This window comes from Marinobacter halophilus (assembly GCF_003007685.1).
Taxonomy (GTDB): domain Bacteria; phylum Pseudomonadota; class Gammaproteobacteria; order Pseudomonadales; family Oleiphilaceae; genus Marinobacter; species Marinobacter halophilus.
Genome location: NZ_PXNN01000003.1, coordinates 297,806 through 324,661 on the forward strand (window position 1 = coordinate 297,806; position 26,856 = coordinate 324,661).

Below are 26,856 nucleotides of genomic sequence, written 5' to 3' on the forward strand. Positions count from 1 at the left end.
CGGGTATGAACCTGAAACGTTATTTGCCTATTCTTCAGTGGGCACCGCAATACCATCGCGGTCAGGTGACCAGTGATCTGATCGCGGCGGTGATTGTCACCGTGATGCTGATTCCGCAATCGCTGGCCTATGCGTTGCTGGCGGGCTTGCCGGCGCAAGTGGGGCTCTATGCCAGTATCTTGCCGTTGGTAGTCTATGCGGTGTTTGGCACCAGCCGTACCCTCTCGGTGGGCCCGGTGGCGGTTGTGTCCCTGATGACAGCGGCGGCTCTGGCGCCGTTGGCGGAAGTAGGTACCGCCGAATATATTGCCGGCGCCATTCTGATTGCGGTGATGTCGGGTCTGATGCTGACGGTCATGGGGCTTCTGAAACTCGGTTTCATGGCCAACTTTCTCAGCCACCCGGTGATCTCGGGCTTTATTACCGCCTCGGGCATTGTGATCGCGGCCAGTCAGCTCAAGCATCTGTTCGGGGTCCAGTCTTCCGGGCACAACCTGCTGGACATCGGGGCTTCGTTTCTCACGTCTTTACCCAGCACCAACGTGCCGACGCTGTTTGTGGGGTTGGGCGCGCTGTTGTTCCTGTTGTGGTCCCGGCGTTTTCTCAAGCCGCTGCTGAAAAGACTGGGACTGGCGGAGCGCAGTGCCGACATTTTCACCAAAACCGCGCCTATTCTGGCCGTGCTGTTGACCACCCTGCTGGCCTGGCTGCTGCGGTTGGATGAGCAGGGTGTGCGCCTGGTCGGCGCAGTGCCTTCGGGTCTGCCAGTGTTCACCATGCCCAGCCTGGAACCGTCACTGTGGTCGCAGCTGGCGGTCAGCGCGTTGCTGATCAGTGTGGTGGGCTTTGTTGAATCGGTGTCGGTCGGTCAGACCCTGGCCGCCAAGCGCCGTCAGCGTATTGACCCGGACCAGGAGCTGATTGGTCTGGGTACTGCCAACCTCAGTTCCGGTTTGTCTGGCGGCATGCCGGTCACCGGTGGCTTTTCACGCTCGGTGGTAAATTTTGATGCCGGTGCCGAAACCCCGGCGGCCGGTGCCTACGCAGCGGTCGGTATTGCCTTGGCCACGCTTTTCCTGACGCCGGCCATTGCCTGGCTGCCCCAGGCTACTCTGGCCGCCACCATCATCGTTGCGGTCGCCACCTTGATTGATTTCCCGGCGCTGGGCCGGACCTTCCGCTATTCCCGCACCGATTTCGGCGCCATGCTCGCGACCATCGTGTTGACCCTGATTCACAGTGTTGAGGCGGGCATTATCGCCGGCGTGTTGTTGTCCATCGGTTTGTTCCTGTACCGCACCAGCCGGCCTCACAGCGCGGTGGTGGGACGTGTGCCGGGCACCGAGCATTTCCGTAACGTGCTGCGGCACGATGTCGAGCTGTGCCCGAAAGTCACGTTTTTGCGGGTGGACGAGAGCCTGTACTTTGCCAATGCCCGTTTTCTCGAAGAAAGGGTGATGGATTTGATTACCCGGGAGCCGGAGCTGACCGATCTGGTGCTGGTGTGCCCGGCGGTGAACCTGGTGGATGCTTCGGCGCTGGAAAGCCTGGAAACGATCAATGATCGCCTTCAGGACGCAGGCGTACGATTGCATCTGTCGGAAGTCAAAGGCCCGGTGATGGATCGGCTGAAAGGAACCGAATTCCTGCACCATCTTGGCGGTGAGGTGTACCTGAGTACCTTTGAGGCCTGGCGTTCGTTGACCGGAAAAACCTTGCTGGAGTGATCCAGACAATGTGATCCCGTTGACCGGAACAAGGGTATGTGTAAAAACTGCCTTTTGGGCTGTGGCTATCGTCAACCGGTGACTCTGATGGGAATGACCGAAAACCTGCTTTCAACCAGTCAATGGCTGTTGACCGCCGTTGTCTTCGGGCTGGTATTGCTTGCGGCAGTGCGAACGGTTGACTGGCGTGCCTTCCGCAAGGATCAGTCGCTGCAGCACTCGGTGTTCGGGGCCGCGGTCGTTCTTGGCTTTGTCTGGCAGCTCCGGGCAGGCATATCCCCGGGGCTTGCCATCCATATCTTTGGTATCACCGTGATCACGCTGATGCTGGGCTGGGCATTAGCGGTGCTCAGTGGACTGTTGGCGCTGGTGATCACCGTGATCACTGGTCGGGAACCGTTAATCATGTTTGCCGCCAATGGTTTGGTCACGGTGATGGTGCCGGCACTGGTCACTCACGCCATCATGCTGTGGGAGCGAAGGCGCGACTTCCGGAGTTTCTTTGCCTACATCTTCTTTTGCGGTTTTTTTGGCGCCGGCCTTTCGGTAGCGATTGCCGGATTGGTGATGTGCCTGCTGTTGTGGACCAATGGCATCTACAGCTTTGACGAGCTGGTTTACGACTATCTGAGTTACCTGCCGCTGTTCATGATTCCTGAAGGCTTCGTCAACGGCGCCCTTGTGACCGGCTTGATGGTGTTCCATCCGGACCGGCTCAGCACGCTCGACCAACGACGCTATCGTTAAGTCGGTTATTCAGGTAGCAGCACCTTGTTCTGCTGTGTCCAAAAGCTCCGGTAATCTCTTGTTGCGACTCACTGTGTCGCGCCACTTGTCCAGCCAGGGCAGGACCGAACTGGCTGGCATCGGGCGCGCGATTCCATAACCCTGGATCAGATTGCAGCCCATGCTTTTCAAAGCATTGGCGTGTGCAGTGGTTTCCACGCCTTCGGCGAGCACCGGGTGGTCAAAACGTTGGGCCAGGAAGATCACGCTCTCGACAATGGCCTGGTCATTGCTGTCCGTCAGCATATTGCGGACAAAACTCTGGTCGATCTTGATCACGTCTACGGGCAGTGTACGCAGGTAGGTCAGTGACGAAAACCCGGTGCCGAAATCGTCCAATGCCACCTGTAACCCCAGAGCCCGACAGCGAGCCAGAACATTGCTGGCACGTTTGGTGTCCTCCAGGGCGGTCGACTCCAGTACCTCCAGGGTAATCAGGCTGGGACTGACTTCCCGGTGGCTGTGCAGGTAGCTTTCCAGGTAGTCCGCAAAGCTTCGGTCCATCAGATGGGGCGCGCTGATGTTGATGCTCACCGCCATCGCCTCGCCGGCTTCACGCCACCGGTTCATCTGATGAATGGCTTCTTTCAGAACCCATTGTCCCAGGGGAATTTCCAGGTGACTGTTTTCCACTGCGGGCAGGAAGGCCGCAGGTGATAGCAGGCCCTTTTGGGGGTGATTCCAGCGAATCAGTGCCTCAAAGCCGACGACTTCACTGTTGGCCATGCGAACCTGTGGCTGGAAGTACAATGAGAACTCTTCGTTCTCCAGTGCCCTGGATATTTCCACCAATTGATTCCGGCGTTGCCTGCGGTGGGCGTCCAGTCCCGGATCAAATATGTGGAACTGGTTGCGGCCTTTTTCTTTGGCGGCGTACATGGCCTGGTCAGCATGGCGAATCAGACCTTCGGCATCGGTGTCGTCCTCCGGGTATAGGGTCACGCCCAGGCTGGCGGTGATTCGGAGGGTTTTATCGTGAACATCCAAGGGTTCGCTGACGGTCGTAAGGATGCGTTGATACACCGATTCTGATTCATCGCCCTGCAACAGCAGCACAAATTCATCACCACCAATACGGGCCACGGTATCGCCGCTGCGAAGAGCTTTGGTCAGGCGTTCCGCGGTTGCACGCAGGGCCTGATCGCCCACTTCGTGGCCGAGTTCGTCATTGATCGATTTAAAACCGTCCAGATCGAGATAGCAGATCGAAATCTGCCTTTTCTGGCGAGTGGCATGTTGCCGGGCTGATCGCAGCCGCTCTTCCAGTAATTGCCGGTTGGGCAAACCCGTCAGGTCATCGTAATTGGCGGCCCGGTCCAGCTCTTTGGCGTGATTTTTCAGGGCGGTGATGTCGGTAAAGGCAGCGACATGAAAGTAACTGCCAGGCTCGTCCAGGTGCACCCGGCTGATCGAGAGTAGTTCGGCGTATTCTTCACCGTTTTTGCGACGGTTCCAGACTTCGCCGCGCCAGTGGTCGGTTTTTTCGATGGAGGTCCACATGGAGCGGTAGTAATCGCGGGAATGGCGACCTGAACTCAGGATGGACGGGTTCAGACCGAGAACTTCCTGACGAGCGTAACCAGTGATTTTGGAGAATGACGGGTTGACATCAATGATCCGGTTGGAGGGGTCGGTAATGATGATGGCTTCGTGGCTACGATCAAAAACGCTGGCGGCGATTCGCAGGCCGCGCTCGCTGTGTTTGCGGTCCGAGATGTTGGTCTGGATAACGACAAAACCCGGCTCTACGCCTTCATCGGCTCCGATCGGCATGCAATAGGTGTGCACCCAATAAGGGGTGCCGTCTGCCGTATAGTTAAGCAGGTCTTCCTCAAACACTTCACCGCGGTGCAGGTGTTGGCAAATACGCAGGACCGTCTCGGTATCGGTGTCCGGACCGTGGAGAAAGTCGCCCGGCTGCCGGCCGACGATGGTGTCGAGCGAATAACCGGTGTGGTTTTCAAAAGCCAGGTTCGCCCATTCAATGCACCCTGCAGCGTCCAGAATCATGACCATATTGCGAGTGGCGGTGGCGATCAGCGCCAGTCGATTGGGATCTATGCCAAGCGGTGGCTGAATCTGTTCCGGTGCTTTCGGCATGTAACGGGTATTCCGGTTATCGATGAGTGAAACCTTACCTCTCCTCCTTGTGAGGTTGCGGCGTAAGCATAACAGTCAACGGTCGCCACGGATCTGCGTAGATTCCAGGGTGATGACGGCGGTGGTGTCCGGTTATTGCAATGACGGGGCAGCGCGAGATGCTAACGCATCTGATCCTTTGTGACATTGGACAAAGGGCGGCTCTGATTGACGATTGTCAATTTTAAGCGATATATCCGGGCTTTCAACAGCAGGTTTTCATTCGCGCCAGCGGGAATGTTTCTGCAGTTTGCGTTGCAGAGTTCGCCGGTGCATGTTCAGGGCGCGGGCAGTGGCGGAGATATTGCCGTCGTTTTCATTAAGCACTCGCTGAATGTGTTCCCATTCCATTTCCTCAACTGACGGCGGTTCCGGCCTGAGTGAGGGGGGTGCTTCCAGCGGTTCGAAACCGTTTACCAGCTGATTGACGGTAACCGGCTTGCAAAGGTAGTTCACAGCGCCCCGGCGCATGGCCTCGACTACGGTGGCAATGCTGCCGTAACCGGTCAGTACCAGCACATTAAGGTCCGGGTTGCGGGCAAGCAGTTCTGGCAGTAGCTGCAGGCCGCTTTCGCCGGCCAGGTTCAGGTCAAGAACGCACCGGTCAAAGTGGTGGGTGGTCAGGGCCTCAAGGGCACTGCCATAGTCGTAGGCGCAAACCGCTTCAATACCCTGCCGCGCGAGAGATCGCCCAAGCACCTGCAGAAAAGCCTGGTCATCATCAATCAGCAGCCAGTGTTCCTGTGCTGTCATACAGAGTTGTCCTTCCGAAGGCTGTGTTGAATGACCGGCAGATCAATCACCATGGTGGTGCCGGTTTCGCTGGCCCTGGCCTTGAGGTTGCCGCCCAGGCGCTGAATGGTGGCATTGGACAGGAACAGGCCAACACCCAGGCCGTTACGGGAGTCGACAATGTCGCCACCGGGAGCACCCTGCATGGCCAGCTCCAGTCCATCACCATGATCTTCCACCACGATTTCTATCCGGTTGGATCCGGTCAGTCGACTGCTGACGGCGACCCAGTCAGGGCTGGCGGTCAGGGCATTGGCCAGCAGGTTCAGGACGGCCTGGTCCAGCGTGGCGTCGACCGCTATGGCCACCTTCGGGTATGTGTTTGACCACTGGATCAGCCCCGATGGCCATAGCAAGGTGGCAGATTCCCGCAGACGGGCCAGCCAGTCCTGCACGGGTAGTTCTTCAAGTGTGGCGGTTCTGGCTTCCACCGCGGCCTTGGTCAGTTGTTGCAGGTGCTGGCTGCACAGAGTCAGCTGCTGGCCCATCAAGGTCAGATCCTCGTCAAGCTCCTGACTGGTGTGGTCCGCGTTGTGGGCTCGGATCTCGTCCAGCAACAGCGTCATGGTATTGAGCGGCGTGCCCAGGCGGTGGGCCACCGCGGCTGCCGACAAGCCCAGCGAAATAATCTGCTCATCCCTCAGCCGGTTTTCCCGGAATTCGGACAGTTGGCTTTGTTGCAGCCGGAGCCGACGCGCCAGTGTGCCGACCACCAGCAGCAGAATGGCGGCAGTCAGGGCGAAGGTTACCCACATGCCGACCAGGTGCAGCTGGGCCAGGTCGGCACTCTGGTGATCGTGCATCACAGGGGCGTGCCAGAGTACCAACGCAGTGTATACGGCAATGCCGGTCAGGGTCAGCAAGAAGCTCTGGCGGCTGGGCACCAGAATGATCGCCACCGCGATCGGCAGCAGCAGCAGGGATACCAGCGGGTTGGTGTAACCGCCGGTAAAAAACAGCCACAAGCCGATCAGCAACAGGTCAGTCGCCAGCGACAGGCTCACCGGTGCTGAGGCTTGGGGTGGCTTTCGGCTGAACCAGAGCCAGCCCAGGGTCGCCAGCACGGCGTACAGCAGGCAGAGGATCAGGGCCTCGGCCCGGTGGGCAAGGGTGACGGCGGTTTCAGCAACCGCCACCGCGACCAGTTGGGTGGTGATGATGGCCAGCCGCATGCCCAGCAAGTAGCGGGCCGCCTGGCGAAAACCGGTCTGAGAGTGAGTGAGCCATTCCATAGCCGGCATTCTAGCAGCATGGCCGGGTGCCTGGTGGTATAAACGTGCGTTTACCTGCCGGGGATCAATCGGTGAAGTAACACACCAGTTGCTGACCAACCACATCGCCAGTCAGTTGCAGATGGCGTTGTTTCAAATGGTGAACCCGGATAGCCGGATGCGCGCTGGTCTGTGCGGGGGCGGTGTCGAGGGGTAGGCGATTCGGAAAATAGTCGCAGTGATTGTTCTCTGGAAACAGGGCCGCGTAGGCGGTGCCGGTTTCCACCAGATCCTGAAAGAAATGGGAGCCATAGGACAGGTCCGGAACCATCTCGCCGGCCTTCTCCGACACTTCCACCAGGGCCGCGACCCCGGCAATATCGGAAAACCGCACCGGCACGCCCAGCTCCGGACTGCTGGTGCCCCAGCGGCCAGGCCCGATCAGCAGGGTGGGCGTGTCGGTTGAGCGCACCTCTTCACCGATCCGTCGGGCAACGTCGTAGCGTTCGCTGGTGGTGAGGTCGGCATAGACCGAGGCGTCCACGCGAATGACCCGCTTGATGGCGAGGTTGATGTTGCCGCCCATGAAGTGGCCCTGGGTGCGGAACAGCAGATGGTTTTCCGGCAGCGGGTCAGGAATCGCGACCGGCCCGGTTTCGCCAATGGTGGCCAGCGGCCGGCATTGCACCAGGTTGAAGGACGGCTCGCCCTGGTCATTCAGGTGCAGGGTAAATTCCACATCCACCGGGTGCCGATAACCGGCCTCCAGGGTTTTCAGCAGATGAGACAGCCGGTTAATAAAGGGGCTTTGTTGCACCAGTGGCCGGAACGTCAGTCGCCAGATCGGCCCTTGCAGACCAATCTGCTCGGCCCGGGTGCTGGCGGCGCGATCAACTTCGGCCAGATGGGCCATCGGCAGATCTTTGGTGGTTTCCAGCAGCTGGCTCAGGGGGCGGGTGTCGAGGCTGCCTTCCTGTAAATCCAGCAGGTCCACCAGATGCTGGGAAAACCGGTAGTTTTCGTCCTGATTGCGGAACGGCTGCCGCATCGGATGGTCCAGCGCCATCACGCAGGCGTGATCGCCCTCAATCCGGTCTACGGCCCGGGTGCCAAGGCCCATGACCAGCCGCACCATGCCCGCTTCCGGGGCCATGTTGCTGTCCCAGGCAAAGGTATTGCGGGACACCCCCACGCCGGCGGCATCGGGCAAATAGTAACGGCCATGAAAGCGGCCGTTGACCCGCTGGATCAGCAGCGCCATGGGTTCTTCCCGCTGGTCCAGCCCGCGTTGTTTGCGGTACACCAGGGCGTCTTCGCTCATGGACGAGGCGTACACTTGGCGGACGGCAGCCTCCAGCGCAGCCAGCCGCTGCTCCGGTGAGCCCTGGTTGACCAGAAACACGCTTTCATACTTGCCGGCAAAGGCGTTGCCAAAACCGTCTTCCTGAAGGCTCGAGGAGCGCACCAGAATGGGGTACTGACCATAATGGTCCAGCAGGCGCTCAAGCTCGGCGCGGATCTCATAGGGGAACTCGCCGGCGAGTATGTGACCCTGCAGCGCCGGTGCTTCACTCAGATAGCCGGCTTCCGAGCGCTGGCGCATGATGGCCGGCCAGAGCCCGTTGTGAACCAGAAAGGCGTAGTAGGCATCGGTGCCCAGATAGCTGGAATCATGGGGCTCCAGCTGCTGCTGCCACAGATCCGGCGCGTCTTTCAGCAGAATGTTGCGGGCGATCAGCATCCCGGTGGCTTTGCCCCCGACGTAGCCGCTGCCCACCAGGCGGCTGCGAATGCCGAGCAGATCGTCCAGTGACAGGTAGCGACGGGCCAGCTCCAGGATCCGGGGGTCGCGACTGATCAATACCTGCAGCACCTGCTCCTGCAGCTCTGCAATGCAGGCGTCATCCTGCTCTGACAAAGCCCGGCCAGCTTCCTGAAACAGCCGGTCCCAGTAGTCCAGCAGTGGCTGGCGGTGCGGATGCTCCAGCTCCAGGCTGGCTTGCAGGCGGGTGGCGTCGCTGCTGTCGGTGATCGGTTGAAACTGTCCGTCCTGCTCCCGGTGGGGCAGGAACATGGTCGGTGACTGGCGACGCCAGGCCTTGATGGGTTGAATCTGCACCTCATCGCCGTGGCGCTGGACATCAATCATCACCTGGGTAGTCTGGCGGATACGGTCCAGAGTCATCCGCGAATGGCGCTCCGGGTGCAGGGCAAACCAGGCCACGGTGTCGAGCTCGAACAGAAACGGGCACACCACCCGGAAAAAATTGCCCACCATGGCATCGGTGGCCCAGGCATTGAGCAGTTCGCTCAGGCTGTCGCACACGTAGAAGGCGCCGCGGCCGTGCTGTTCGATCAGGTGCCAGACCCGGCTGGTGAAACTCTCGAAGCCGCCAAGGGCGTCGATCTCGATGGTGCGGACGGCAGGGTGTTGCTGGAGGATCGGCGGGTGTTGGCCAAAACGAAGATAGATAATCTGTCGGCCAGTGGCCGAGGCCGCGTCAACAAAAGGAAGGACGAATCGGCGATAGTCGTCCAGGTCGGTCACCCGCCAGACTACGTTGTCGCCGATTCGAAGACCATCCAGAACCTCGTCCAGCCCGCTCAGCCCGGTGGATACCCGGTCGGCAGACTGAAGAGGCTCCTCGGCGTTCATGGCTGGATCAGATAACGCCCATGGCGTTCATGGCACGGGCAACCCGGAGGAAGCCGGTGATGTTGGCGCCCACTACGTAGTTACCTTCGGAGCCGAACTCGGCGGCGGTTTCGTAACAGTTCTTGTGGATATCGATCATGATTTCCTCAAGACGTCTCTGGGTGTGATCGAAGGTCCAGGAGTCGCGGCGGGCGTTTTGCTGCATTTCCAGTGCCGAGGTGGCAACACCGCCGGCGTTGGCGGCTTTACCTGGGCCGTAGGCAATCTTGGCATCCTGGAACAGGATGATGCCTTCCGGCGTGGTCGGCATGTTGGCGCCTTCGGCGACCGCGATACAGCCGTTTTCGACCAGAATCTTGGCGTCTTTGCCATTCAGTTCGTTCTGGGTGGCGCACGGCAGCGCGATGTCGCACGGCACGCTCCAGATGTTGCCGTCTTCCACGTACTTGGCGTCTTTATGGTATTCAGTGTAGGCACTGATGCGGCGACGCTCCACTTCCTTGATGCGCTTGAGCGTCTGCAGGTCAATGCCCGCCTCGTGCACGATCATGCCCTGAGAATCAGAACAGGCGACAACCTTGGCACCTAGTTCGTGGGCCTTGTCGATAGCGTAAATGGCGACGTTACCAGAGCCGGAAACCACCACCTTCTTGCCTTCCAGAGAGTCGCCACGGGCTTTCAGCATTTCCTGGGTGAAGAATACCGTGCCATAGCCGGTCGCTTCCGTGCGGGCGCGGCTGCCGCCCCAGTCGAGGCCTTTGCCGGTGAACACGCCAGATTCGTAACGATTGGTGATGCGCTTGTACTGGCCGAACATGTAACCGATTTCACGCCCACCGACGCCAATGTCACCGGCCGGAACGTCGGTGTACTCACCCAGATGGCGATACAGCTCAGTCATCATGCTTTGGCAGAAGCGCATGATCTCGTCGTCAGACTTGCCCTTCGGGTCGAAGTCACTACCGCCTTTACCGCCGCCGATGGGCAGGCCGGTCAAGGCGTTTTTGAAAATCTGCTCGAAGCCCAGGAACTTGATGATGCCCAGGTAAACGGAGGGGTGGAAACGCAAGCCGCCTTTGTAGGGCCCCAGTGCGCTGTTGAACTCCACCCGGAAGGCGCGGTTGATGTGGATCTCGCCACTGTCATCCTGCCAAGGCACGCGAAAGATAATCTGGCGCTCAGGCTCACAAATGCGCTGAATGATTTTCTTGTCAGCGAATTCCGGATATTTCACCAGAACGGGTCCAAGGGTTTCCAGAACTTCGTGAACAGCCTGGTGGAACTCGCTCTCGCCGGGGTTGCGGTGAAGAACGTCCTGGTAGATCGGTTCCAGCTTCTCGTCGAGTTTTACGGTCATGGTAGGTCAGCCCTCGGAATACGCGTATTGAAAGCCGCACAAAAATGCGGATGCCCAAAAAAAGGGCAGTGATTGCACCACAATCGAGCGTCCTTTGGCAAGTAAGACCCCTGTAATAGGTTCAATATGCTACTTGGGGAATACTCCCGAGGGGGTGCGGCATCGTGTCTCAGGCCAGCATTAAAGGACCGTCATACAATTCCCTCTATTGTTTACCCATCAGGCTAATCCAAAAGTTACAAGGACCCTCCCCCCATGAAAAAAACACCTCTGGTGCGTTGTATCAGCCTGGCATTGGCTGGTTGCGCCATGACACCCGCCGTGTACGCGCAAGCAGATGAGGCTGTGCTTATTCGTGTAACAGAAGGCCAGTCGGCAGAAGCGGCCCGGCTGTCGGCGGCGGCCGTTCAGTCTGAACCGGTGGAGCGGTTGGCTGCCAGTGCCTCCGTGTCGCTATCGCGCATGGGTGGGCGAGGGTTGGATCCGGTGATCCGTGGCCAGAATGAGGAGCGGGTTGATGTTTTGCTGGACGGTATGCGGGTTGAAGGTGCCTGCCCGAGCCGCATGGACCCGCCCACCAGTCGTTTGAGCACATCGCTGGCACCGGTGCTGGACGTGCGCACAAATAACCGCACTCTGCGCTGGGGCCCGATTGCCGGTGGCCAGATTGTGGCGACCACCGCAGCGCCGGTATTTGCCGACGATAACCTGACCACCGGCCACCTGACCTTGGGCGGCTCGGATAATGGCGAAGGAAAGCTGGTGAATGGCAGCGTGGCAGTCGGTAGCAAAGACGCCTATATCCGCATGGCGGGCGGCTACGACGAAGCCGACGATTATGAAGACGGTGATGGCAACGAAGTTCGCAGCGCCTATGAAAACTCCGAAGGCCGGGTAGATGCGGCCTGGACGGCGGACAACGGCCTCTTTATCAAAGGTATGGCCAGTCGGCAGGAAGAACGTGATGTGAAATTCCCGGGCCGAGGCATGGACGCGCCGAAAACTGACACCGACCTGTACCGCCTGGAAGTCGGTGCGCCGGTGGCCGATGGTGCCTGGAATCTGATGACCTGGCAGGCAGATGTTGATCATGTGATGGACAACTTCAGCCTGCGTGAACAGGCGGCACCGATGAAAATGCTGACGGCTTCTGAAACTCGAACCCAGGGTGTTCGTCTGAGCCTGGATCAGCGGGCAGGTGATCGTACCGATTGGGCCGTTGGCATTGATTATGAAACCAACGATTGGGATGCGGCTCTTAACAATGTCGATAAAGAGCTTGTGGCGTCTTATCTGTGGCCCGGTGTTGAGCGCGATCGCGTGGGTGTGTTCTTTGAACAATTCACCCGGATCCAGCCCGACCTGCAGCTGGGTGCTGGTTTGCGATACGACCGTGTGGAAATGGATGCAACCAAGGCTGACGACACCTACATGCTCAAAATGATGGATGGAGCCATGGTGCCAATGAGCGCTGCCAAAGCGTATGAACAGGTTTACGGCACCACAAATACTGAGGTTACGGATGATAATTTCAGTGGGTTTGTCAGCAGCGAGTGGCGCTATGCTCCGAATCGCAGTCTGGATGTTGTCGCCAGTCACAGTGTTCGAAGCCCGGGTGTAACGGAACGCTACGTCAACAAGATGCTTGGCTGGGTGGGTGACCCGGGGCTGGATACCGAGAAACACCACAAACTGGAAGTCAGTTTGTCTGGCCGTGAAGGCAACTGGAACTGGCGCCCGACCGTTTGGGTGGATCAGGTGGATGACTATGTGCTGCGCTCGCAGGATCGTTACACCAACATCGATGCCCGCCTTCTTGGGGTTGAAGGTGAGCTGGGCTGGAGCAACGGCACCTGGAGCAGTAGAAGTAGGCTGGCCTCTGTGCGCGGTGACAATCTGGATGCCGACAAGCCCCTTCCTCGCATTCCATCCATTCAATTCATTCAAGCAGTGGTGTGGGCTTATCAGGGACATACGTTGACCGCCGAGTGGCAAGTAGCGCGTCGACAGGATCGTATCGATGAAGAGTCAGGTCTGGACCCGAGTACGTCCCCGGGATACGGCGTGGTCAATTTCTCTGGTACTCATCCTCTGATGGCAAACCTGAGCATCACTTGGGCTCTGGACAACGTGTTTGACAAAACCTGGGCGCCGCATGTCAGCAAGGCTGATGCTCTGGGGGAGGAGTTCTTCAAAGTGAACGAACCCGGGCGCACCGTGCGCGCGGCTCTGACTGCACGCTGGTAAGTCACGATTATGGCGGTTGCCCGCTTCTCATAGCCGGCGGGTAGCATTATGCCCCGGTCAGATACTGAATCTGCCCGGGGCTTTTTTGTGGATCCGTTGCGCCACTCGGGAGGGCAAACGAATGTGGCTGGAATGGAGTTGCCAGAAGAACCGGAAAAGAGTGGTCAGTCCTGATCAACATTTGATCCTCAAGTGCTAGACTATGGTTATCTGGTAAGACCTAAAAGGAATAAGTGAATGATCAAGCATATGCGGTTGGGCTGGTTTCTGGCTTCTTTGCTAATGATTCCTGCCATGGGTCAGTCCGATGAGTTGATCGTTTCTACGGTTGCCCGGGCGCCATTAACCGAAGTAATCCATCTTGATGGACTGATCGAGGCGGTTCAGCAAAGTACGGTGTCGGCGCAGACTTCCGGCACGGTCATGGAGTTGCCGTTTGATGTGGACGACTCAGTGACCGCGGGTGATTTGATCGTTCGTCTGGAAGACAGCGAACAGCAATCCAGACTCCGACAGGCAGAGGCCGGCCTGGAAGAAGCTCGATCAGGACTGCAGAACGCCAGGCAGCAGTACGAGCGTATCGAGGCCATCCATGAGCGTGGCCTAGTGTCGCGACAGGAGTTTGACCAGGCCAGAAACAATCTCAGTGCAGCCAGCGCACGAGTGGAGCGGGCCGAAGCTTCAGTGGCCGAAGCGCAGAAACAACTGGACTACACCCGCATTATTGCCCCTTACGGCGGTATCCTGACCGAGCGTCATGTCGAGCTGGGTGAGTCGGTGAATCCTGGCCAGCCACTGCTGAGTGGTTTGTCGCTCGAACAGCTGCGGGTGGTGGTGGATCTGCCTCAGAAATACGCCGCATTGGCCCGCGACGAACGCCAAGCCACCGTTACCCTGGCGGATGGCCGAGTACTGGAAACCGGCGAGCTGACCTTCTACCCCTATGCCAACCCCGAAACCCATACTTTCCGTTTAAGGCTGCGCTTGAATGAACCCAATGGCAGTCTGTTCCCGGGCATGCTGGTAAAAGTAGGCGTGCCGGTTGCCAGTCGGGAGGCACTGTGGGTACCCGAATCAGCGTTGATACAGCGCAGCGAATTGAGAGCTGTGTTTGTGCTGGATGACCAGGACCAACCCCGCTTGCGACAGATACGGGAGGGCAGTCGCGAGGGTGACCGGCTGGAAATTCTGGCGGGACTGTCGGCGGGTGAGCGGGTGGTGGCGAACCCCGCCGTTCTGGTCGGTAGCGAGCGCCTGAATCTGACCCGTCGCTCCATGGCTGAAGGGGAGTAGTTGCCGTGACCGATCAATTGCCTCCGGTTGGCCCTTCCGGTGCCATCGCACGAGTGTTCCAGAACAATCATCTGACCCCGCTGTTGGCAATTCTGGCCATCATTCTCGGTGCTCTGTCTGTGGTGGTTACACCCAAAGAAGAAGAGCCGCAGATTGACGTCACCATGGCCGACATCCTGGTTGCGCTACCCGGCGCCAGTACCCGGGAGGTGGAAAGCGTCATCGCCACACCGGCTGAACAGGTGATGAGTGAAATCCTGGGCGTGGAACATGTTTATTCTGTTTCCCGCCAGGGCCAGGCAGTGATCACCGTGCAGTTTGAAGTGGGCATTGCCCGCCAGGAAGCGCTGGTGCGGCTGTATAATCAGGTGTATTCAAACCAGGACTGGCTGCCACAGAACCTGGGCGCTTCGCAGCCGGTGATCAAACCCCGGGGTATCGACGATGTGCCGGTGATGACTCTCACGCTTTATGACCCGAGCGGCACGCACACTGGCGAAGAGCTGACCCGGCTGGCCCATATGCTGGAAGTGGCGCTGAAGCGGGTGCCGGGTACCCGCGATATTTACACCGTGGGCGGAGTGCCGGACCGGGTGGATATCATTTTTGACCCCGCCCTGCTGGCGGGATTCGGCCTGACCACGGCAGACATCGAAAGTGCCCTGCAGTCGGCCAACACCTCCAGCCAGGAGGCACGGGTAACCCGGGATAACGTGTCGATCCCGGTACAGGCCGGCACCCTGCTGGAATCGCTCGCCGATGTAAAACGCCTGGTGGTGGGTATGCAGCAGGGCGCGGCGGTCTATCTGAATGATGTAGCCGAAGTGCGCCGGGGTGGCACGGTACCGGACCAGAGTGTGCTGGTGGGTTTCGGCCCGGCACATCCTGAGAGCCGGGTCGGTAAGGCCGGGGATGTGTATCCGGCGGTGACGCTGGCCATTGCCAAGAAGCCGGGTGAAAACGCCATCGATATTACCACCGCTATTGAGCAGCGCCTGGAACAGTTGCGCAACCGGGCTCTGCCGGCGGATGTGGAAGTTCTGGTGACCCGGGATTACGGGGCAACGGCTTCCGATAAGGCCCAGAAACTGATTTCAGATCTGATCTCCGCCACCCTCGGGGTCATGTTGCTGGTACTGGCGTTTATGGGCTGGCGGCAGGCACTGATTGTGGGTGTTTCGGTGTTCATCACCCTGTTGCTCACGCTGGTGTTCTCCTGGGCCTGGGGCTTTACGCTCAACCGGGTCTCGCTGTTTGCGCTGATCTTTTCCATCGGGATTCTGGTGGACGATGGCATTGTTATTACCGAGAACATCAATCGCCGCATCCAGAACAGTCGCCGGGCGATCAAGGACATCATTCCGGTGGCGGTGGATGAGGTGGGCACGCCGACCATCATGGCCAGCCTTACCATCATGGCGGCGCTGCTGCCGATGGCCTTTGTGACCGGGCTGATGGGGCCTTACATGAGCCCGATCCCGATCAACGCGTCCGCCGGCATGGTGATATCTCAGGTTGTTGCTTTTGTGGTGGCGCCCTGGCTGGCGTTTCGTCTGCTCAAGCACAAGCAAGGCGATGCGCTGGAGGAAAACGGTGAGGCCGGGAGTTCCGCTGACGGTGTCAGCCCGTTGTCGATGAAGGTGTTCAACGGTGTCCTGAACCCGTTTCTGGGGGATCATGTCTGGCGCCGGCGTTTGCTGGCCCTGGTTGTGGTGCTGCTGACCGTTGCTGCAGCATCGTTGCCGGTGTTCCAGGCGGTTATCCTGAAAATGCTGCCGTTCGACAACAAGTCGGAACTGCAGATCGTAGTCGATATGCCAGAGCGCACACCGATGGAACAAACCCAGCGGGTGCTGACCGAGATGGGTCATTACCTGGAAACCGTGGACGAAGTTGATAACTGGCAAGCCTATGCCGGCACCGCCTCGCCCATCAACTTCAACGGCCTGGTGCGCCAGTATTACTTGCGCAGCGATCCCTATCAGGGCGATATCCAGGTCAATCTGGCCAGCGCTGGGGAGCGCAATCGGCCGTCTCACAATATCGCCCAGGCCATGCGCGACCCGCTGACCGAGATTGCCGGGCGCTACGGTGCCAAGGTGAAAATGGTGGAAGTGCCGCCGGGACCGCCGGTGTTGTCGCCCTTGGTGGCTGAAGTGTATGCCGCTGATGCTTTTCGCCGGGCCGAACTGGCGAATCTGATTGCCGATGAAATGGCGGGAATAAAAGGCCTGGTCGATATCGACACCACCCTGGAAGCCCCGACCCGCCAGTGGGAAGTGGTGGTTGACCGGGCCCGGGCGGCTCGTCTGGGGGTATCCCAGGCGCAGGTGGTGGCTACCCTGCAGACCACTCTGGGTGATGTGAATGTCAGTTATTTGCACGATGAACAGGCCAAATACCCGGTGCCCATTCGGGTCATCCTGGCGGAAGCCGACAAGGCCCAGCCCTCAGCCCTGCTGTCCATCAATGTGCGCAGCCGCAGTGGTGAACTGGTGCCCCTCGCCAGTGTCGCAGAGGTGCGGGAAGCTGACTGGATGGGTGCGATCTACCACAAGAACCTGCTGCCGGTGACCTATGTCACCGCCGATATGGCGGGTACTATCGACTCGCCCCTGTACGGTATGTTTCGCATGGTCAGCCTGCTTGACCAGCGGGACGATGCGCCCGAGCAGTTTTTTATTCGTCAGCCGCCCTTACCGGAAAAAGGTACCCTGAAATGGGATGGTGAGTGGCAGATTACCTATGAAACCTTCCGGGATATGGGCGCCGCCTACAGTGTCGGTGTGTTCATGATCTTCGTGTTGCTGGTGGCCCAGTTCCGGTCGTATATCCTGCCGCTGGTGATCATGGCGCCGATTCCGCTGACCCTGATCGGCATCATGCCGGGCCATGCGTTGCTGGGTAAGGAATTCACCGCCACCAGCATGATCGGCATGATTGCGCTGGCCGGGATTATCGTACGCAATTCCATTCTGCTGGTGGTGTTCATCCGGCAGTTACTGGATGAAGGTATGGTGCTGGAGAAAGCGGTGGTGCTGGCTGGCGCCGTGCGGATCAAACCGATTGCGCTGACGGCGGTATCTGCGGTGGTGGGTGCTTACTTTATACTCAGCGATCCGATCTTCAACGGGCTGGCGATTTCACTGATTTTTGGTCTGGCCATGTCAACCTTGTTCACGGTGATCGTGGTGCCCTTGCTCTATTACACCCTGGCCCGCTGCAAATGGGTGTGAGGCAATGGCTGTGCACGGGCCTGAGCGTCGGAAACCTGGCTGGCAAAGAGTTGCCTGTGAGAATTTGTCGCAGGCCATGAGTAATCCGGACGACCCTGAAAATTGTATAGTAGTTTTAATGCGTTGGCGCGCCCCTGTCACCCTGAGTAAGAAACCTGGCTATGTTTAAACGACTGATACCCTTAATCATCATTGCGGCAGGCATCGCCGGTTTCATGATCCTGAAAGCTACTCGCCCGGAGCCGGCGGAAGTGACCGCGACCGAGCGCAGCTGGCGGGTCGAAATACAGCGCATAGAGCCGGCCAGCCGAGTGCCGGTGTTACCCTTGTATGGCGAAGTGGTGGCCCCGGATCTGCAGAACATCACCGCGACCCTGGCCGGGCGCATTGCCGAGCGCCCGGCGGCAGAAGGTGCCAGGGTTGCACAGGGTGATCTGCTGCTGGCGCTGGATGAGGCCGATATTGCGCCGGTGCTGGCCCAGGCACGGTCCCAGGTTGCCGATCTGCAAGCACAGATCCGTTCCGAGCAGGTGCGCCATCGCAACGATCAGCGGGCGCTGGCCAGTGAACGGGCCATTGTCGACAACGCCAACCGACAGTTTGAGCGCATCGAGGCTCTGGTGGCCCGCAACCTGGCGTCCCGGGAAAACCTGGAAACCGCGACCGATGCCCGTGCCCGCGCCGAATTGACGGTCAGTAGCCGTGAGCGGGCGATCGAAGAGCACCCGGCCCGGCTGCAAAGCCTGCAAGCCAGATTGTCGCAGGCCGAAGCCAATCTGGCGGCGACTGAAAGAGACAGTGCCCGGGCCCGGGTAACAGCGCCCTTTGATGGCGTGGTTGCTCAGGTTCAGGTAGCGGTGGGCGATCAGGTGTCCCGCAATCAGGCGCTGTTGTCACTGTATCCGGTGACGGGTCTGGAAGTCAGGGCCAGAGTCCCGCAGGTGTTTCAGCACGAACTGATGGTCGCGTTGGAGCGCGGTGAAACCTTGCAGGCCCATGCCCGAACCGGTGAGCTCCGCTTTGAATTGCGTCGTTTTTCCGGGTTGTCTGACCCCGCCGGTACGGAGGCGGTGTTGGTGTTGCAGGGCGAGTCGGCCGGTTTGCGCCCCGGCGCTCTGCTGCCCCTGGTGCTGGAGCGGCCCGCCAGAGAGCAGGCCGTTGAGGTTCCGTTCAGCGCTCTGTACGGCGCCGATAGTGTGTATCTGATGACCGATGACCGGCGCATGCGTCGGGTTCAGGTTGAACGGATTGGTGAGGCAATTGCCGGCAACGGCGAGCGCCGGTTACTGATTGCCGGGGATGAGCTGCCCCCGGGCGCCCGACTGATTATCACCCACCTGCCCAACGCCATGACCGGCCTGAAAGTCGATCCGGCGGGCGATGATGCGGAGCCGTCATCGTGAGGCGCAAAAAGGGCATCATCGGCTTTTTTGTTCACCATCGGGTCGCCGGTAATCTGGTGATGCTGGTGATGATACTGGGTGGTGTGCTGGCGCTGAGCCGGATGAACATCCAGTTTTTCCCCACTTTTGCCCTGGACGTGGTCAGCGTGCGGGTGGTCTGGAGCGGTGCCTCCGCCGAAGATGTTGAACGCGGCATCACCGATCCGCTTGAGCAGCGCTTGCGCAGCCTAGATGGCCTGAAACGGATGACCTCCACTTCGGCCCAGAGTATATCGTCGATAACCCTGGAATTTCATGAAGGCACCGACCCGATCCAGGCGGTGGACGATGTGCGCCAGCAGGTGGATGAGTTCAACAATCTGCCGGCCGATGCCGAAGAGCCCCAGGTGGCCAGGATCGAAAGATACGAGCCGGTGGCCCGGCTACTGATCTACGGCGATGTCGATCGCAGCGAGCTGCGTAATCTGGTGTACCGGTTTGAGGATGAGTTGCTGGATCGGGGTATAGACCGCATCGCCATTCGCGGTTTGCCGGAGCAACAGGTCAGCATCAATGTGCCGGTGGAGCGACTGGAAACCCTGGGTATGTCGCTGGAGCAGATCGCCGACCGGGTGGCGTCGCTGTCGCGGGATTTGCCCGCCGGCATGATGGCTCAGCAGGATGCCACCCGGGAACTGCGCTCGGTAGAACAGCGTCGCAGCCCCCAGGAGTTCGAAACCCTGCCGGTACTGAGCAGTGACCGTGTGCGCTTGCAGCTGGGCGACATTGCGGTGATTCGCCAGGAAGCCCGGGACAATCAGACGGTGATGGAAAACCAGGGTTTGCCGGCGGTGGAGCTGCAGTTGCAACGGGCGGAGAACGGTAACTCGCTGGCGGCGGCGGAAGTGCTGCAAAGCTGGCTGGATGAGACCCGCCCGGTGTTGCCGGCGTCCATCAAAATGGAAGTCTACGACGAAACCTGGCAACTGCTGCAGGATCGTATCTCGCTGTTGGTTACTAACGGCCTGGGCGGTCTGGTGCTGGTTATAGGGCTGTTGTACCTGTTCCTGCCGGGCCGAGTTGCCTTGTGGGTGGCCATCGGCATACCCACTGCCTTTCTGGCGGCGCTGGCGGTGCTCTGGCTGATCGGCGGTTCGATCAATATGATTTCTCTGTTCGCCCTGATCATGGCCCTGGGGGTAATTGTTGATGACGCCATTGTGGTGGGGGAAGACGCCGATGCCCATGCCCGCATGGGGGAAGAGTCTGTCTATGCCTCGGAGGGCGCGGCCAAACGGATGGTGTGGCCGGTGCTGGCGTCGTCGCTGACTACGGTGGCCGCCTTTATGCCGCTGTTGGTCGTGGGTGGCGTGATCGGCAACATCCTGGGTGACATTCCTCTGGTGATGATCTGTGTGTTGATCGCCTCACTGCTGGAATGTTTTGTGGTGCTGCCGGCGCACCTGCGGCACGCGTTCAAGCGCAAGCCGGAGAAAAACCAGGGATCGCCGCAACCGCCAAAACGGCCAAACCCGGTGGTCCGCTGGCGCAACGGCTTTGAGCGGCGTTTTGATAGCTTCCGGGAAGGCCCGTTCCGGCGCTTGTCTGGTTACAGTCTGAAGCATCGTGGTGTCACCGTTGCCAGCGCGCTGGCACTGGCCATTGTCACCGTGGGCCTGCTGGCCGGTGGGCGCCTGGGCTTCAACTTTTTCCCAACGCCGGAGCCGTCAGTGTTCTACGCCAATGCCCAGTTTGTGGCGGGCACCGACAAGCGCACGGTGGCAACCTTCATGCGCGAGCTGCAGCGTGCCCTGAACGAGACCGAGCAGGCTTTGGGTGGCGATCTGATCCTGCATGCCGTCACCACCCAAGGTGCCACGCAGGGCGCCGAGGGCAGCTCGCGCAATGATGATGAGCTGGGTTCGCTACTGGTCGAGTTGGTGCCGTCGGATCGTCGCTCGGTCCGCAATCCGGAATTCATCCGGCAGTGGCGAGATCGGTTGCCGCTGCCAGCGGGGCTGGATTCGCTGAACATCAGCGAACGCCAGGCTGGCCCCCCAGGGCGTGACGTTAACGTTCGGCTTACCGGAGACAGTGCACAGAACCTGAAGCGGGCGGCCGATGAGGTGGCTCAGGCACTGACCACCCTGCCCGGTGTCCTGAACGTAGAAGACGACATGCCCTGGGGGCGCGAGCAGCTGATCTATCAGGTCAGCGCCTACGGCGAAGCTCTTGGCCTGACCACGGTGGATCTGGGCCGCCAGCTGCGGGCGGCCTTCGACGGCCGGATTGCCCAGATCTACCAGGATGGTCGTGATGAAATCGAAGTACGGGTGCAGTTGCCCCGGGATCAGCGCGAACACTATTCGACGCTGGAACAGATGACAGTGCGGGTACCGGATGGCCGTTTTGTGCCGCTGTCGCAGGTCATGAATCTGGATCATCGTCAGGGTTTCCAGGCCTTGCGCCATGCCGATGGCAAACTGGCGGTAGAGGTAACCTCCGCCCTCAATACCCGGGTAGCCACCACCGATCAGGTGTTGGAGAGCCTGCAGGCCGGAGTTTTGCCCGACATCGCCAGTCGCTACGGCGTGCGTTACAGTTTTGAAGGCCGCTCGGCCGATCAGCGCGAAACCATGGATGACATGAAAGCTGGGCTGATGATCGGGGTGGCACTGATGTACGTGGTGCTGGCCTGGGTGTTTGCCTCCTGGAGCCTGCCGCTGATCGTCATGGCTATTATTCCGTTTGCGCTGGTGGGCGGCCTGATCGGACACTGGTTGATGGGGTTGCAGCTGACCATTCTGTCGCTGTTCGGACTGTTCGGGCTGTCCGGGATTGTGGTTAACAACGCCATTATTCTGGTGTCGTTTTACAACCAGCAGCGCCAGAAAGGGCTGGGCATTACCGATGCGCTGAACGAGGCGGTGGTGCAACGGTTCAGGGCGGTTCTGTTGACGTCACTTACCACCATTGGTGGCTTGCTGCCCTTGTTGTTTGAAACCTCACTGCAGGCTCAGTTCCTGATTCCGATGGCCACCTCCATTGCCTTCGGCCTGGGACTGTCGACGTTCTTGGTGTTGCTGGTGATACCGGCGTTGCTGTCGTGGCTTGAGCACCTGCGGGAGTGGCAGGCCCAGCGCCGGGGCGAAACCCGGGAATCACAGTAGAGCTGATCAGGCGAGGGGGCAATCGATGACGGAGATGCTGCTGACGGTCCGCGGTTTACGCAAGAGCTTTGGTTCCGATGAAAGCGCCGTGCCGGTGCTGGCTGAGCTGGCGTTTAAGCTGCCCGCCGGCGGCTCACTGGCGCTGATGGGTCGGTCCGGTTCTGGCAAATCGACCCTGTTGAACATTCTGTGTGGCCTGGAGCGGCCGGAGGCCGGCGAGCTGATCCTGTTCGGGCAGGATTACCGACGGGCAGACTGGCAGCAGTTGCGTCGTGAACGCATTGGCGTGGTGTTTCAGGAAGCCAATCTGATGCCCACCCTGTCGTTGCTCGATAATGTCCGGCTCAGGGCGGCGCTGGCCGGCCAGCCCCAATCCAGGGGGCAGCACTGGCTGGACACTCTCGACATTGGCGAACTGGCGCAGCGTTTTCCGGATCAGGTGTCCGGTGGCCAGCGCCAGCGTGCCGCCCTGGCCATGGTGTTCGCCATGGCGCCGGCGCTGATCCTGGCGGACGAACCCACCGGCAGCCTGGACCGGGTTACCGCCGATGACGTCGCTGACAGCCTGTTCCGGCTGCAGGCCGAAACCGGCTGCGGCCTGATCTTGGCGACTCATGATCCGGAACTGGCGTCCCGCTGCCAGCGCACGCTGGATCTCGCGCACCGGGCAGTGGATCGGGACGCCGGTCCGCCCTTGCCATGACCACCTTTACGGCCCTGCTCAGCCACTACCGGCGCCACCCGTGGCAGGGTGCCGCGCTGGCGCTGCTGATGCTGTTGGCAACTACGCTCTGGACCGGCATTCACCATCTCACCAGCGAGGCCCGTGCCAGCCTCGGGCAAAGCGAGCGCGCAGTGGAGGCGCGGCATCAGGTGCAGCGGATCGACGGTGCCGTTCTGACCGTCGAGGACTTCGTCAGTCTGAGGCGCCAGGGCCTTTGCCTGATGCCCTGGCTGGAAGTGTTGCCGGAGGGCGAGTCGCGCCGGGTGATCGGTGTTGATCCGCTGGCTGCCCTGTGTTTTCAGCGCCAGGGCGATGTCGCCAGTTTTGACGGCCAGCCTCTGCGCGGTGACCCCTTTTTGGACATTGCCGATGCTGCCGCTTTACCGGCCCGGCAGTCGCAGTTGTTTCTGATTGTCGCTCCGAATACCGGGGTGTTGCCCGAAGCCTACCGGATAACGTCGTTCTCGCTGGCGCCAGACACCGGGCAGTTGGGCGACAGCTTTCTGCTCAATCTGGATGCGCTGAGTGTTTTGGTGCTGCTGATTACTGGCCTGCTGTTGCGCAGTGTCTACCTGTTATCGCTGTCCCAGCGGCGCGACAGCTTCGCCCTGCTGAACCGGTTTGGGGTGCCGGTCCGGCGGGTGCGCTGGCATCTGGTCGCGGAGCTGGTCTGCCTGGCGCTGCTCACTCTGATCCCGGGGATCCTGCTTGGACAACTGCTGGCGAACGGGCTGGCCGGTGGCTTTGCCAGTGTGATGGAGGGCCTGTTCGACAGTCGCCAGTTTGCCACCTCAGGCAATAACTGGCTGGTGCCAACGGTGGTGATGATGGCGCTGTTGCTGCTGGTGTGTGCGGCGGACTGGTTGATACCAGACAAACTGCGCAAGGCCTCTGTGTTCGTCATTCGGTCCGGGCTGCTGGCGCTGCTGTTTATCGTGGTGGGTACCGGAGGCGTGTGGCTGGCGCCCAACCTGTTATGGCTGTTTGTGTCGGTGGCGCTGGGGCTGGCCGGTGCCGGGTTACTGATGCCCTGGTGTCTGTCGGCGCTGTCGTCCCGGATGTCGCGGGCCAGTCATCAACCCTTGCGGCGCTGGTGGTGGGCGGAGTTTGGTGTCTTGTGCCGCCGGCTGGCGCTGCCGTTGGTGGCGCTGCAACTGGCCCTGGCCATGGTGCTGGCGGTGCAGGCGCTGGTGACCACCTTTGAAGCCACCTTTGATCACTGGCTGGGCCAGCGTTTGTCGGCGGACTATTACCTGGAAGTGCCTACCGGCGCCGATGCCGAGATCGCGGCCCACTGGCTGACCCAGAATTTGCCGGCAACGTCCGGCGCCCGCTGGCATCGGGTGCTCAGAGGACAGGGCCGAATCGGGCTGGACAGCCAATCCCGATCCGTCGATGTGTTCGCGTTGGCGCCAGTCGGGTCGTTGGTCACGGAGTGGGACCTGATCGAGCAAACGGAGCAGCCCTGGCAGCAACTGGCCGCAGGGCATGGGGTGATGCTGAACGAGCAACTCGCCTACCGTCAGGGTCTGGCCGCCGGTGACCAGATCCAGCTGGAGCTGGCCGGTCAGTCAATGAGCGTGCCGGTGCTGGGAATCTACCCCGATTACGGCCGGCCAGCGGGCGAAGTGCTGATGGCCGGTGATCTCTTACCCGATGATTTTTCAGTGGCGTTTGAAAGTTTCTCGATTTCCCCGGGCAGCGTCGGGATCGAGACGATTACCGAAGCCCTGGCGGGGATCTGGCAACAGCCGGCACTCACCCTCCGGGACAACCGCTCGATCCGGGATCTCGCTAATCGGGTGTTCGATCAGACCTTTATGCTCACCCGTGCCATGACTCTGCTGACCCTCGCGCTGGCGGCGGTTGCCCTGCTGCTGATGGGTTGGGTGTTCCTGGCCACCCGGCTCTGGTATTTCCGGTTATTGGAAGTCTGGGGCTTGGAGCGTGCAGCAATTTTTCTGAGATTACTGACGCTGGCGCTGGCGGTGTCACTGTCGGCGGCGGTACTCGCCCTGCCGGTGGGCGTCGGCTTGACCTGGGTACTGGTGCAGCGGATTAACCCCCTGGCGTTCGGCTGGTCGTTGCCGATGGAACTGTACCCCGGCTTCTGGTTGGAATTGCTGGCTCTGGCTCTGGTGATCGGGGTCTGTATAGCTTTGTTGATGCGCCGACAGCTGGGGCGGCCTGCGGTTCGGCCATCGGTGACGGGTACCGTAACCGGAGAAGAGCGATGAGGCCGGGTTGGTTGGCTGTGTGGTTGTGTGTGTGGCTGACGGCAGGCTGCTCCGGGCCTGAACACGAGGCCGGATTTGCGGGGCTCGCCGATAACGTACAGGCCCTGGACGGCTTTGAACAACCGGCGCCGGGCGACCTGTTGGTGTTTCCGGACGACTTCGGCCCGCACCCGGCACACCGCATAGAGTGGTGGTATCTGACCGCCAATCTGCAAACCGAGGCGGGAGAGCCACTGGGCCTGCAGTGGACTCAGTTCCGCCAGTCGATTGAGCCCCGTGCACTGGATGCAGAACGGCCGGAGCCCTCAACCTGGCCCTTGCAGGCCGCCTGGATGGCCCACGCAGCCGTCAGCTATCAGGGCCAACACTGGTTTCAGGAGCGCCTGGCCCGGGGCGACTTGGGCCAGGCAGGTGCTGTCGCAGAGCCGTTCAAGGTCTGGCTCGATCACTGGCAGATGAACGCCAGTGATCGTCCGGACCACTGGCAGCTAGCGGTCAGTCAGGGCCAGCCCGGCAAGGACAATCACTGGGCTTTTGATCTGGCGTTGAATAATCAGGGCCAGCCGGTGGCCCACGGCGACAACGGCTTCAGTGCCAAGTCCGGCAGCGGCGAAGGCTCCATGTACTTCAGCCTGGTCAACCTCGAGGTAACCGGAACAGTGACGCTGGCGGGAGAGCAACTGAAGGTACACGGCAAGGCCTGGTTCGATCGGGAGTGGAGCAGTCAGTTTCTCAAGGCCGGTCAGCAGGGCTGGGATTGGTTTGCCCTGCACCTGGACAGCGGCGACAAGCTGATGGTGTTTCGGCTGCGTGAGGAGGGCGGCCATTACCAGTCCGGCACCTGGATTCCGCGATCTGGAGCGCCCGTGGCGCTGGCGCCGGATCAGTTACGCCTGGAGCCGGGCGACGGTTCTGGTGGCGTGCCTACACGCTGGCGCTTGCAGGTGCCCGCGCAGGGTGTGGATCTGGAATTGGTGGCCCCGGAGGGTGATTACACCAACGACGGTTTGTTCCCCTACTGGGAAAGTCCGGTGTCGGTGTTGGGCAGTCACTCGGGTGTCGGCTATATGGAGCTGACCGGCTACGGCGATTAGCGGTCGCCAAGCACCGGCGGTTGCAGTTGATTGAACAGCACCTGAATGCCTTCGTGCCACTGCAGCCGAAGCTCATGGAAGTAACGGCTGTCTTCCTCAATTTGCTCGGTAAAGCAGGGCTTCAGGGCATCCCGCTGGTAGATCGCGACGTCGATCGGCATGCCCACCGACAGGTTGCTTTTCATGGTTGAGTCGAAAGAGATCAGCGCGCATTGATAGGCACGGTCCAGGGGCGTGTTGTAGTGGACGACCCGGTCCATGATCGGTTTGCCGTACTTGGATTCGCCGATTTGAAAATACGGCGTCTCCTGGGTAGCCTCAATGAAATTGCCTTCCGGGTAGATGTTGAACAGTCGGGGTTCTTCGCCGCGAATCTGGCCACCGAGAATCAGCGAACAACTGAAGTCGACATGGCCGACCTTGCCGTCCGGGTTGTCGCGCCTAATCACTTCGCGCATGGTTTGGCCGACGATTTCCGCGGTTTCGAACATGCAGGCGCTGCTCAGAACATTGTGCACATCGGTGCCGGCCCGGCGCTCCAGGAGGCTGATCACACTCTGGCTGGTGGCCAGGTTGCCGGCCGACAGCAGCACCAGTTCACGCTCGCCCGGCTTTTCAAACACGTGCATCTTGCGGAACGTGGAAATCTGATCAAAGCCGGCATTGGTTCTGGAGTCTGATGCGAACACCAGGCCATCGGCCAGTCGCATGGCTACGCAATAGGTCATGAAGCCCTCCTGAAAGGCTTTTGATGTCGTGCGTAGTCTAATCACATCCCCGATGAAGTGTGAGTGCTTTATGGTGG

The 26,856-nt window shown here is 60.2% G+C and carries 16 protein-coding genes; 10 read left to right on the plus strand and 6 right to left on the minus strand.

All coding sequences use genetic code 11. From position 1 onward, the window contains the following. Nucleotides 1-5: 5 nt before the first annotated feature. Together C7H08_RS01365 and C7H08_RS01370 are read left to right on the plus strand one after the other, a co-directional pair. Nucleotides 6-1,727 (plus strand): SulP family inorganic anion transporter, encoded by a 1,722-nt coding sequence (locus C7H08_RS01365; RefSeq protein ID WP_106669966.1) that lies wholly within the window; start codon nt 6-8, stop codon nt 1,725-1,727. An 87-nt stretch (nt 1,728-1,814) separates the two neighbouring features. After that, entirely contained in the window at nt 1,815-2,474 is a 660-nt protein-coding gene (locus C7H08_RS01370) for an energy-coupling factor ABC transporter permease (RefSeq protein WP_106670234.1), read from the plus strand. A gap of 9 nt (nt 2,475-2,483) precedes the next feature. Here the strand turns inward: C7H08_RS01370 and C7H08_RS01375 are convergent, their stop codons facing one another. The 5 genes from C7H08_RS01375 to gdhA form a co-directional block, all read right to left on the minus strand. Further along, complete coding sequence (locus C7H08_RS01375) at nt 2,484-4,613, minus strand: putative bifunctional diguanylate cyclase/phosphodiesterase (RefSeq protein WP_106669967.1); 2,130 nt, start codon at nt 4,611-4,613, stop codon at nt 2,484-2,486. Nucleotides 4,614-4,871: 258 nt separating this feature from the next. Next, the gene (locus C7H08_RS01380) at nt 4,872-5,405 is read right to left on the minus strand and encodes a response regulator transcription factor (protein WP_106669968.1); all 534 of its coding nucleotides are present in this window, start codon (nt 5,403-5,405) and stop codon (nt 4,872-4,874) included. Beyond that, the gene (locus C7H08_RS01385) at nt 5,402-6,676 is read right to left on the minus strand and encodes a sensor histidine kinase (RefSeq protein WP_106669969.1); all 1,275 of its coding nucleotides are present in this window, start codon (nt 6,674-6,676) and stop codon (nt 5,402-5,404) included. The genes C7H08_RS01380 and C7H08_RS01385 overlap by 4 nt, the downstream gene beginning before the upstream one ends. 64 nt (nt 6,677-6,740) lie before the next feature. Continuing rightward, nucleotides 6,741-9,311: a PEP/pyruvate-binding domain-containing protein gene (locus C7H08_RS01390; RefSeq protein ID WP_106669970.1), complete on the minus strand. Its 2,571-nt coding sequence runs from the start codon at nt 9,309-9,311 to the stop codon at nt 6,741-6,743. Nucleotides 9,312-9,318: 7 nt separating this feature from the next. Continuing rightward, on the minus strand, nt 9,319-10,668 hold the full coding sequence (gdhA, locus tag C7H08_RS01395; protein ID WP_106669971.1) for an NADP-specific glutamate dehydrogenase: 1,350 nt from the start codon (nt 10,666-10,668) through the stop codon (nt 9,319-9,321). A gap of 255 nt (nt 10,669-10,923) precedes the next feature. On the opposite strand from gdhA, the gene C7H08_RS01400 reads away from it, so the two are divergent. From C7H08_RS01400 to C7H08_RS01435, 8 genes are all read left to right on the plus strand, one after another. Continuing rightward, the gene (locus tag C7H08_RS01400; RefSeq protein WP_188445210.1) at nt 10,924-12,915 is read left to right on the plus strand and encodes a TonB-dependent receptor domain-containing protein; all 1,992 of its coding nucleotides are present in this window, start codon (nt 10,924-10,926) and stop codon (nt 12,913-12,915) included. A 237-nt stretch (nt 12,916-13,152) separates the two neighbouring features. Next, nucleotides 13,153-14,208 carry an efflux RND transporter periplasmic adaptor subunit gene (locus C7H08_RS01405; protein ID WP_106669972.1) on the plus strand — a complete coding sequence of 352 codons (1,056 nt, stop codon included), beginning with the start codon at nt 13,153-13,155 and terminating at the stop codon, nt 14,206-14,208. Between the two features lie 5 nt (nt 14,209-14,213). Continuing rightward, a complete protein-coding gene (locus C7H08_RS01410) occupies nt 14,214-17,444 on the plus strand; it encodes an efflux RND transporter permease subunit (protein ID WP_106669973.1) in 3,231 nt (1,076 codons plus the stop codon). Nucleotides 17,445-17,605: 161 nt separating this feature from the next. After that, on the plus strand, nt 17,606-18,847 hold the full coding sequence (locus C7H08_RS01415; RefSeq protein WP_106669974.1) for an efflux RND transporter periplasmic adaptor subunit: 1,242 nt from the start codon (nt 17,606-17,608) through the stop codon (nt 18,845-18,847). Further along, complete coding sequence (locus tag C7H08_RS01420; RefSeq protein ID WP_106669975.1) at nt 18,844-21,996, plus strand: efflux RND transporter permease subunit; 3,153 nt, start codon at nt 18,844-18,846, stop codon at nt 21,994-21,996. Before C7H08_RS01415 ends, C7H08_RS01420 begins: the two co-directional genes overlap by 4 nt. 25 nt (nt 21,997-22,021) lie before the next feature. After that, a complete protein-coding gene (locus tag C7H08_RS01425; protein WP_106669976.1) occupies nt 22,022-22,699 on the plus strand; it encodes an ABC transporter ATP-binding protein in 678 nt (225 codons plus the stop codon). After that, complete coding sequence (locus tag C7H08_RS01430; protein WP_106669977.1) at nt 22,696-24,957, plus strand: FtsX-like permease family protein; 2,262 nt, start codon at nt 22,696-22,698, stop codon at nt 24,955-24,957. The genes C7H08_RS01425 and C7H08_RS01430 overlap by 4 nt, the downstream gene beginning before the upstream one ends. Continuing rightward, complete coding sequence (locus tag C7H08_RS01435; protein WP_106669978.1) at nt 24,954-26,051, plus strand: lipocalin-like domain-containing protein; 1,098 nt, start codon at nt 24,954-24,956, stop codon at nt 26,049-26,051. The genes C7H08_RS01430 and C7H08_RS01435 overlap by 4 nt, the downstream gene beginning before the upstream one ends. On the opposite strand, the gene C7H08_RS01440 is transcribed toward C7H08_RS01435, so the two are convergent. Beyond that, the gene (locus C7H08_RS01440) at nt 26,048-26,779 is read right to left on the minus strand and encodes a proteasome-type protease (RefSeq protein ID WP_106669979.1); all 732 of its coding nucleotides are present in this window, start codon (nt 26,777-26,779) and stop codon (nt 26,048-26,050) included. The genes C7H08_RS01435 and C7H08_RS01440 overlap by 4 nt on opposite strands. Between the last annotated feature and the right edge of the window lie 77 nt (nt 26,780-26,856).

What these genes read in the sequence shown, in the direction of transcription:
- C7H08_RS01365 (WP_106669966.1), top strand. Translation starts at nt 6, where the DNA reads ATGAACCTGAAACGTTATTTGCCTATTCTTCAGTGGGCACCGCAATAC.
- C7H08_RS01370 (WP_106670234.1), top strand. Translation starts at nt 1,815, where the DNA reads ATGGGAATGACCGAAAACCTGCTTTCAACCAGTCAATGGCTGTTGACC.
- C7H08_RS01375 (WP_106669967.1), bottom strand. Translation starts at nt 4,613, where the DNA reads ATGCCGAAAGCACCGGAACAGATTCAGCCACCGCTTGGCATAGATCCC.
- C7H08_RS01380 (WP_106669968.1), bottom strand. Translation starts at nt 5,405, where the DNA reads ATGACAGCACAGGAACACTGGCTGCTGATTGATGATGACCAGGCTTTT.
- C7H08_RS01385 (WP_106669969.1), bottom strand. Translation starts at nt 6,676, where the DNA reads ATGGAATGGCTCACTCACTCTCAGACCGGTTTTCGCCAGGCGGCCCGC.
- C7H08_RS01390 (WP_106669970.1), bottom strand. Translation starts at nt 9,311, where the DNA reads ATGAACGCCGAGGAGCCTCTTCAGTCTGCCGACCGGGTATCCACCGGG.
- gdhA (WP_106669971.1), bottom strand. Translation starts at nt 10,668, where the DNA reads ATGACCGTAAAACTCGACGAGAAGCTGGAACCGATCTACCAGGACGTT.
- C7H08_RS01400 (WP_188445210.1), top strand. Translation starts at nt 10,924, where the DNA reads ATGAAAAAAACACCTCTGGTGCGTTGTATCAGCCTGGCATTGGCTGGT.
- C7H08_RS01405 (WP_106669972.1), top strand. Translation starts at nt 13,153, where the DNA reads ATGATCAAGCATATGCGGTTGGGCTGGTTTCTGGCTTCTTTGCTAATG.
- C7H08_RS01415 (WP_106669974.1), top strand. Translation starts at nt 17,606, where the DNA reads ATGTTTAAACGACTGATACCCTTAATCATCATTGCGGCAGGCATCGCC.
- C7H08_RS01425 (WP_106669976.1), top strand. Translation starts at nt 22,022, where the DNA reads ATGACGGAGATGCTGCTGACGGTCCGCGGTTTACGCAAGAGCTTTGGT.
- C7H08_RS01430 (WP_106669977.1), top strand. Translation starts at nt 22,696, where the DNA reads ATGACCACCTTTACGGCCCTGCTCAGCCACTACCGGCGCCACCCGTGG.
- C7H08_RS01435 (WP_106669978.1), top strand. Translation starts at nt 24,954, where the DNA reads ATGAGGCCGGGTTGGTTGGCTGTGTGGTTGTGTGTGTGGCTGACGGCA.
- C7H08_RS01440 (WP_106669979.1), bottom strand. Translation starts at nt 26,779, where the DNA reads ATGACCTATTGCGTAGCCATGCGACTGGCCGATGGCCTGGTGTTCGCA.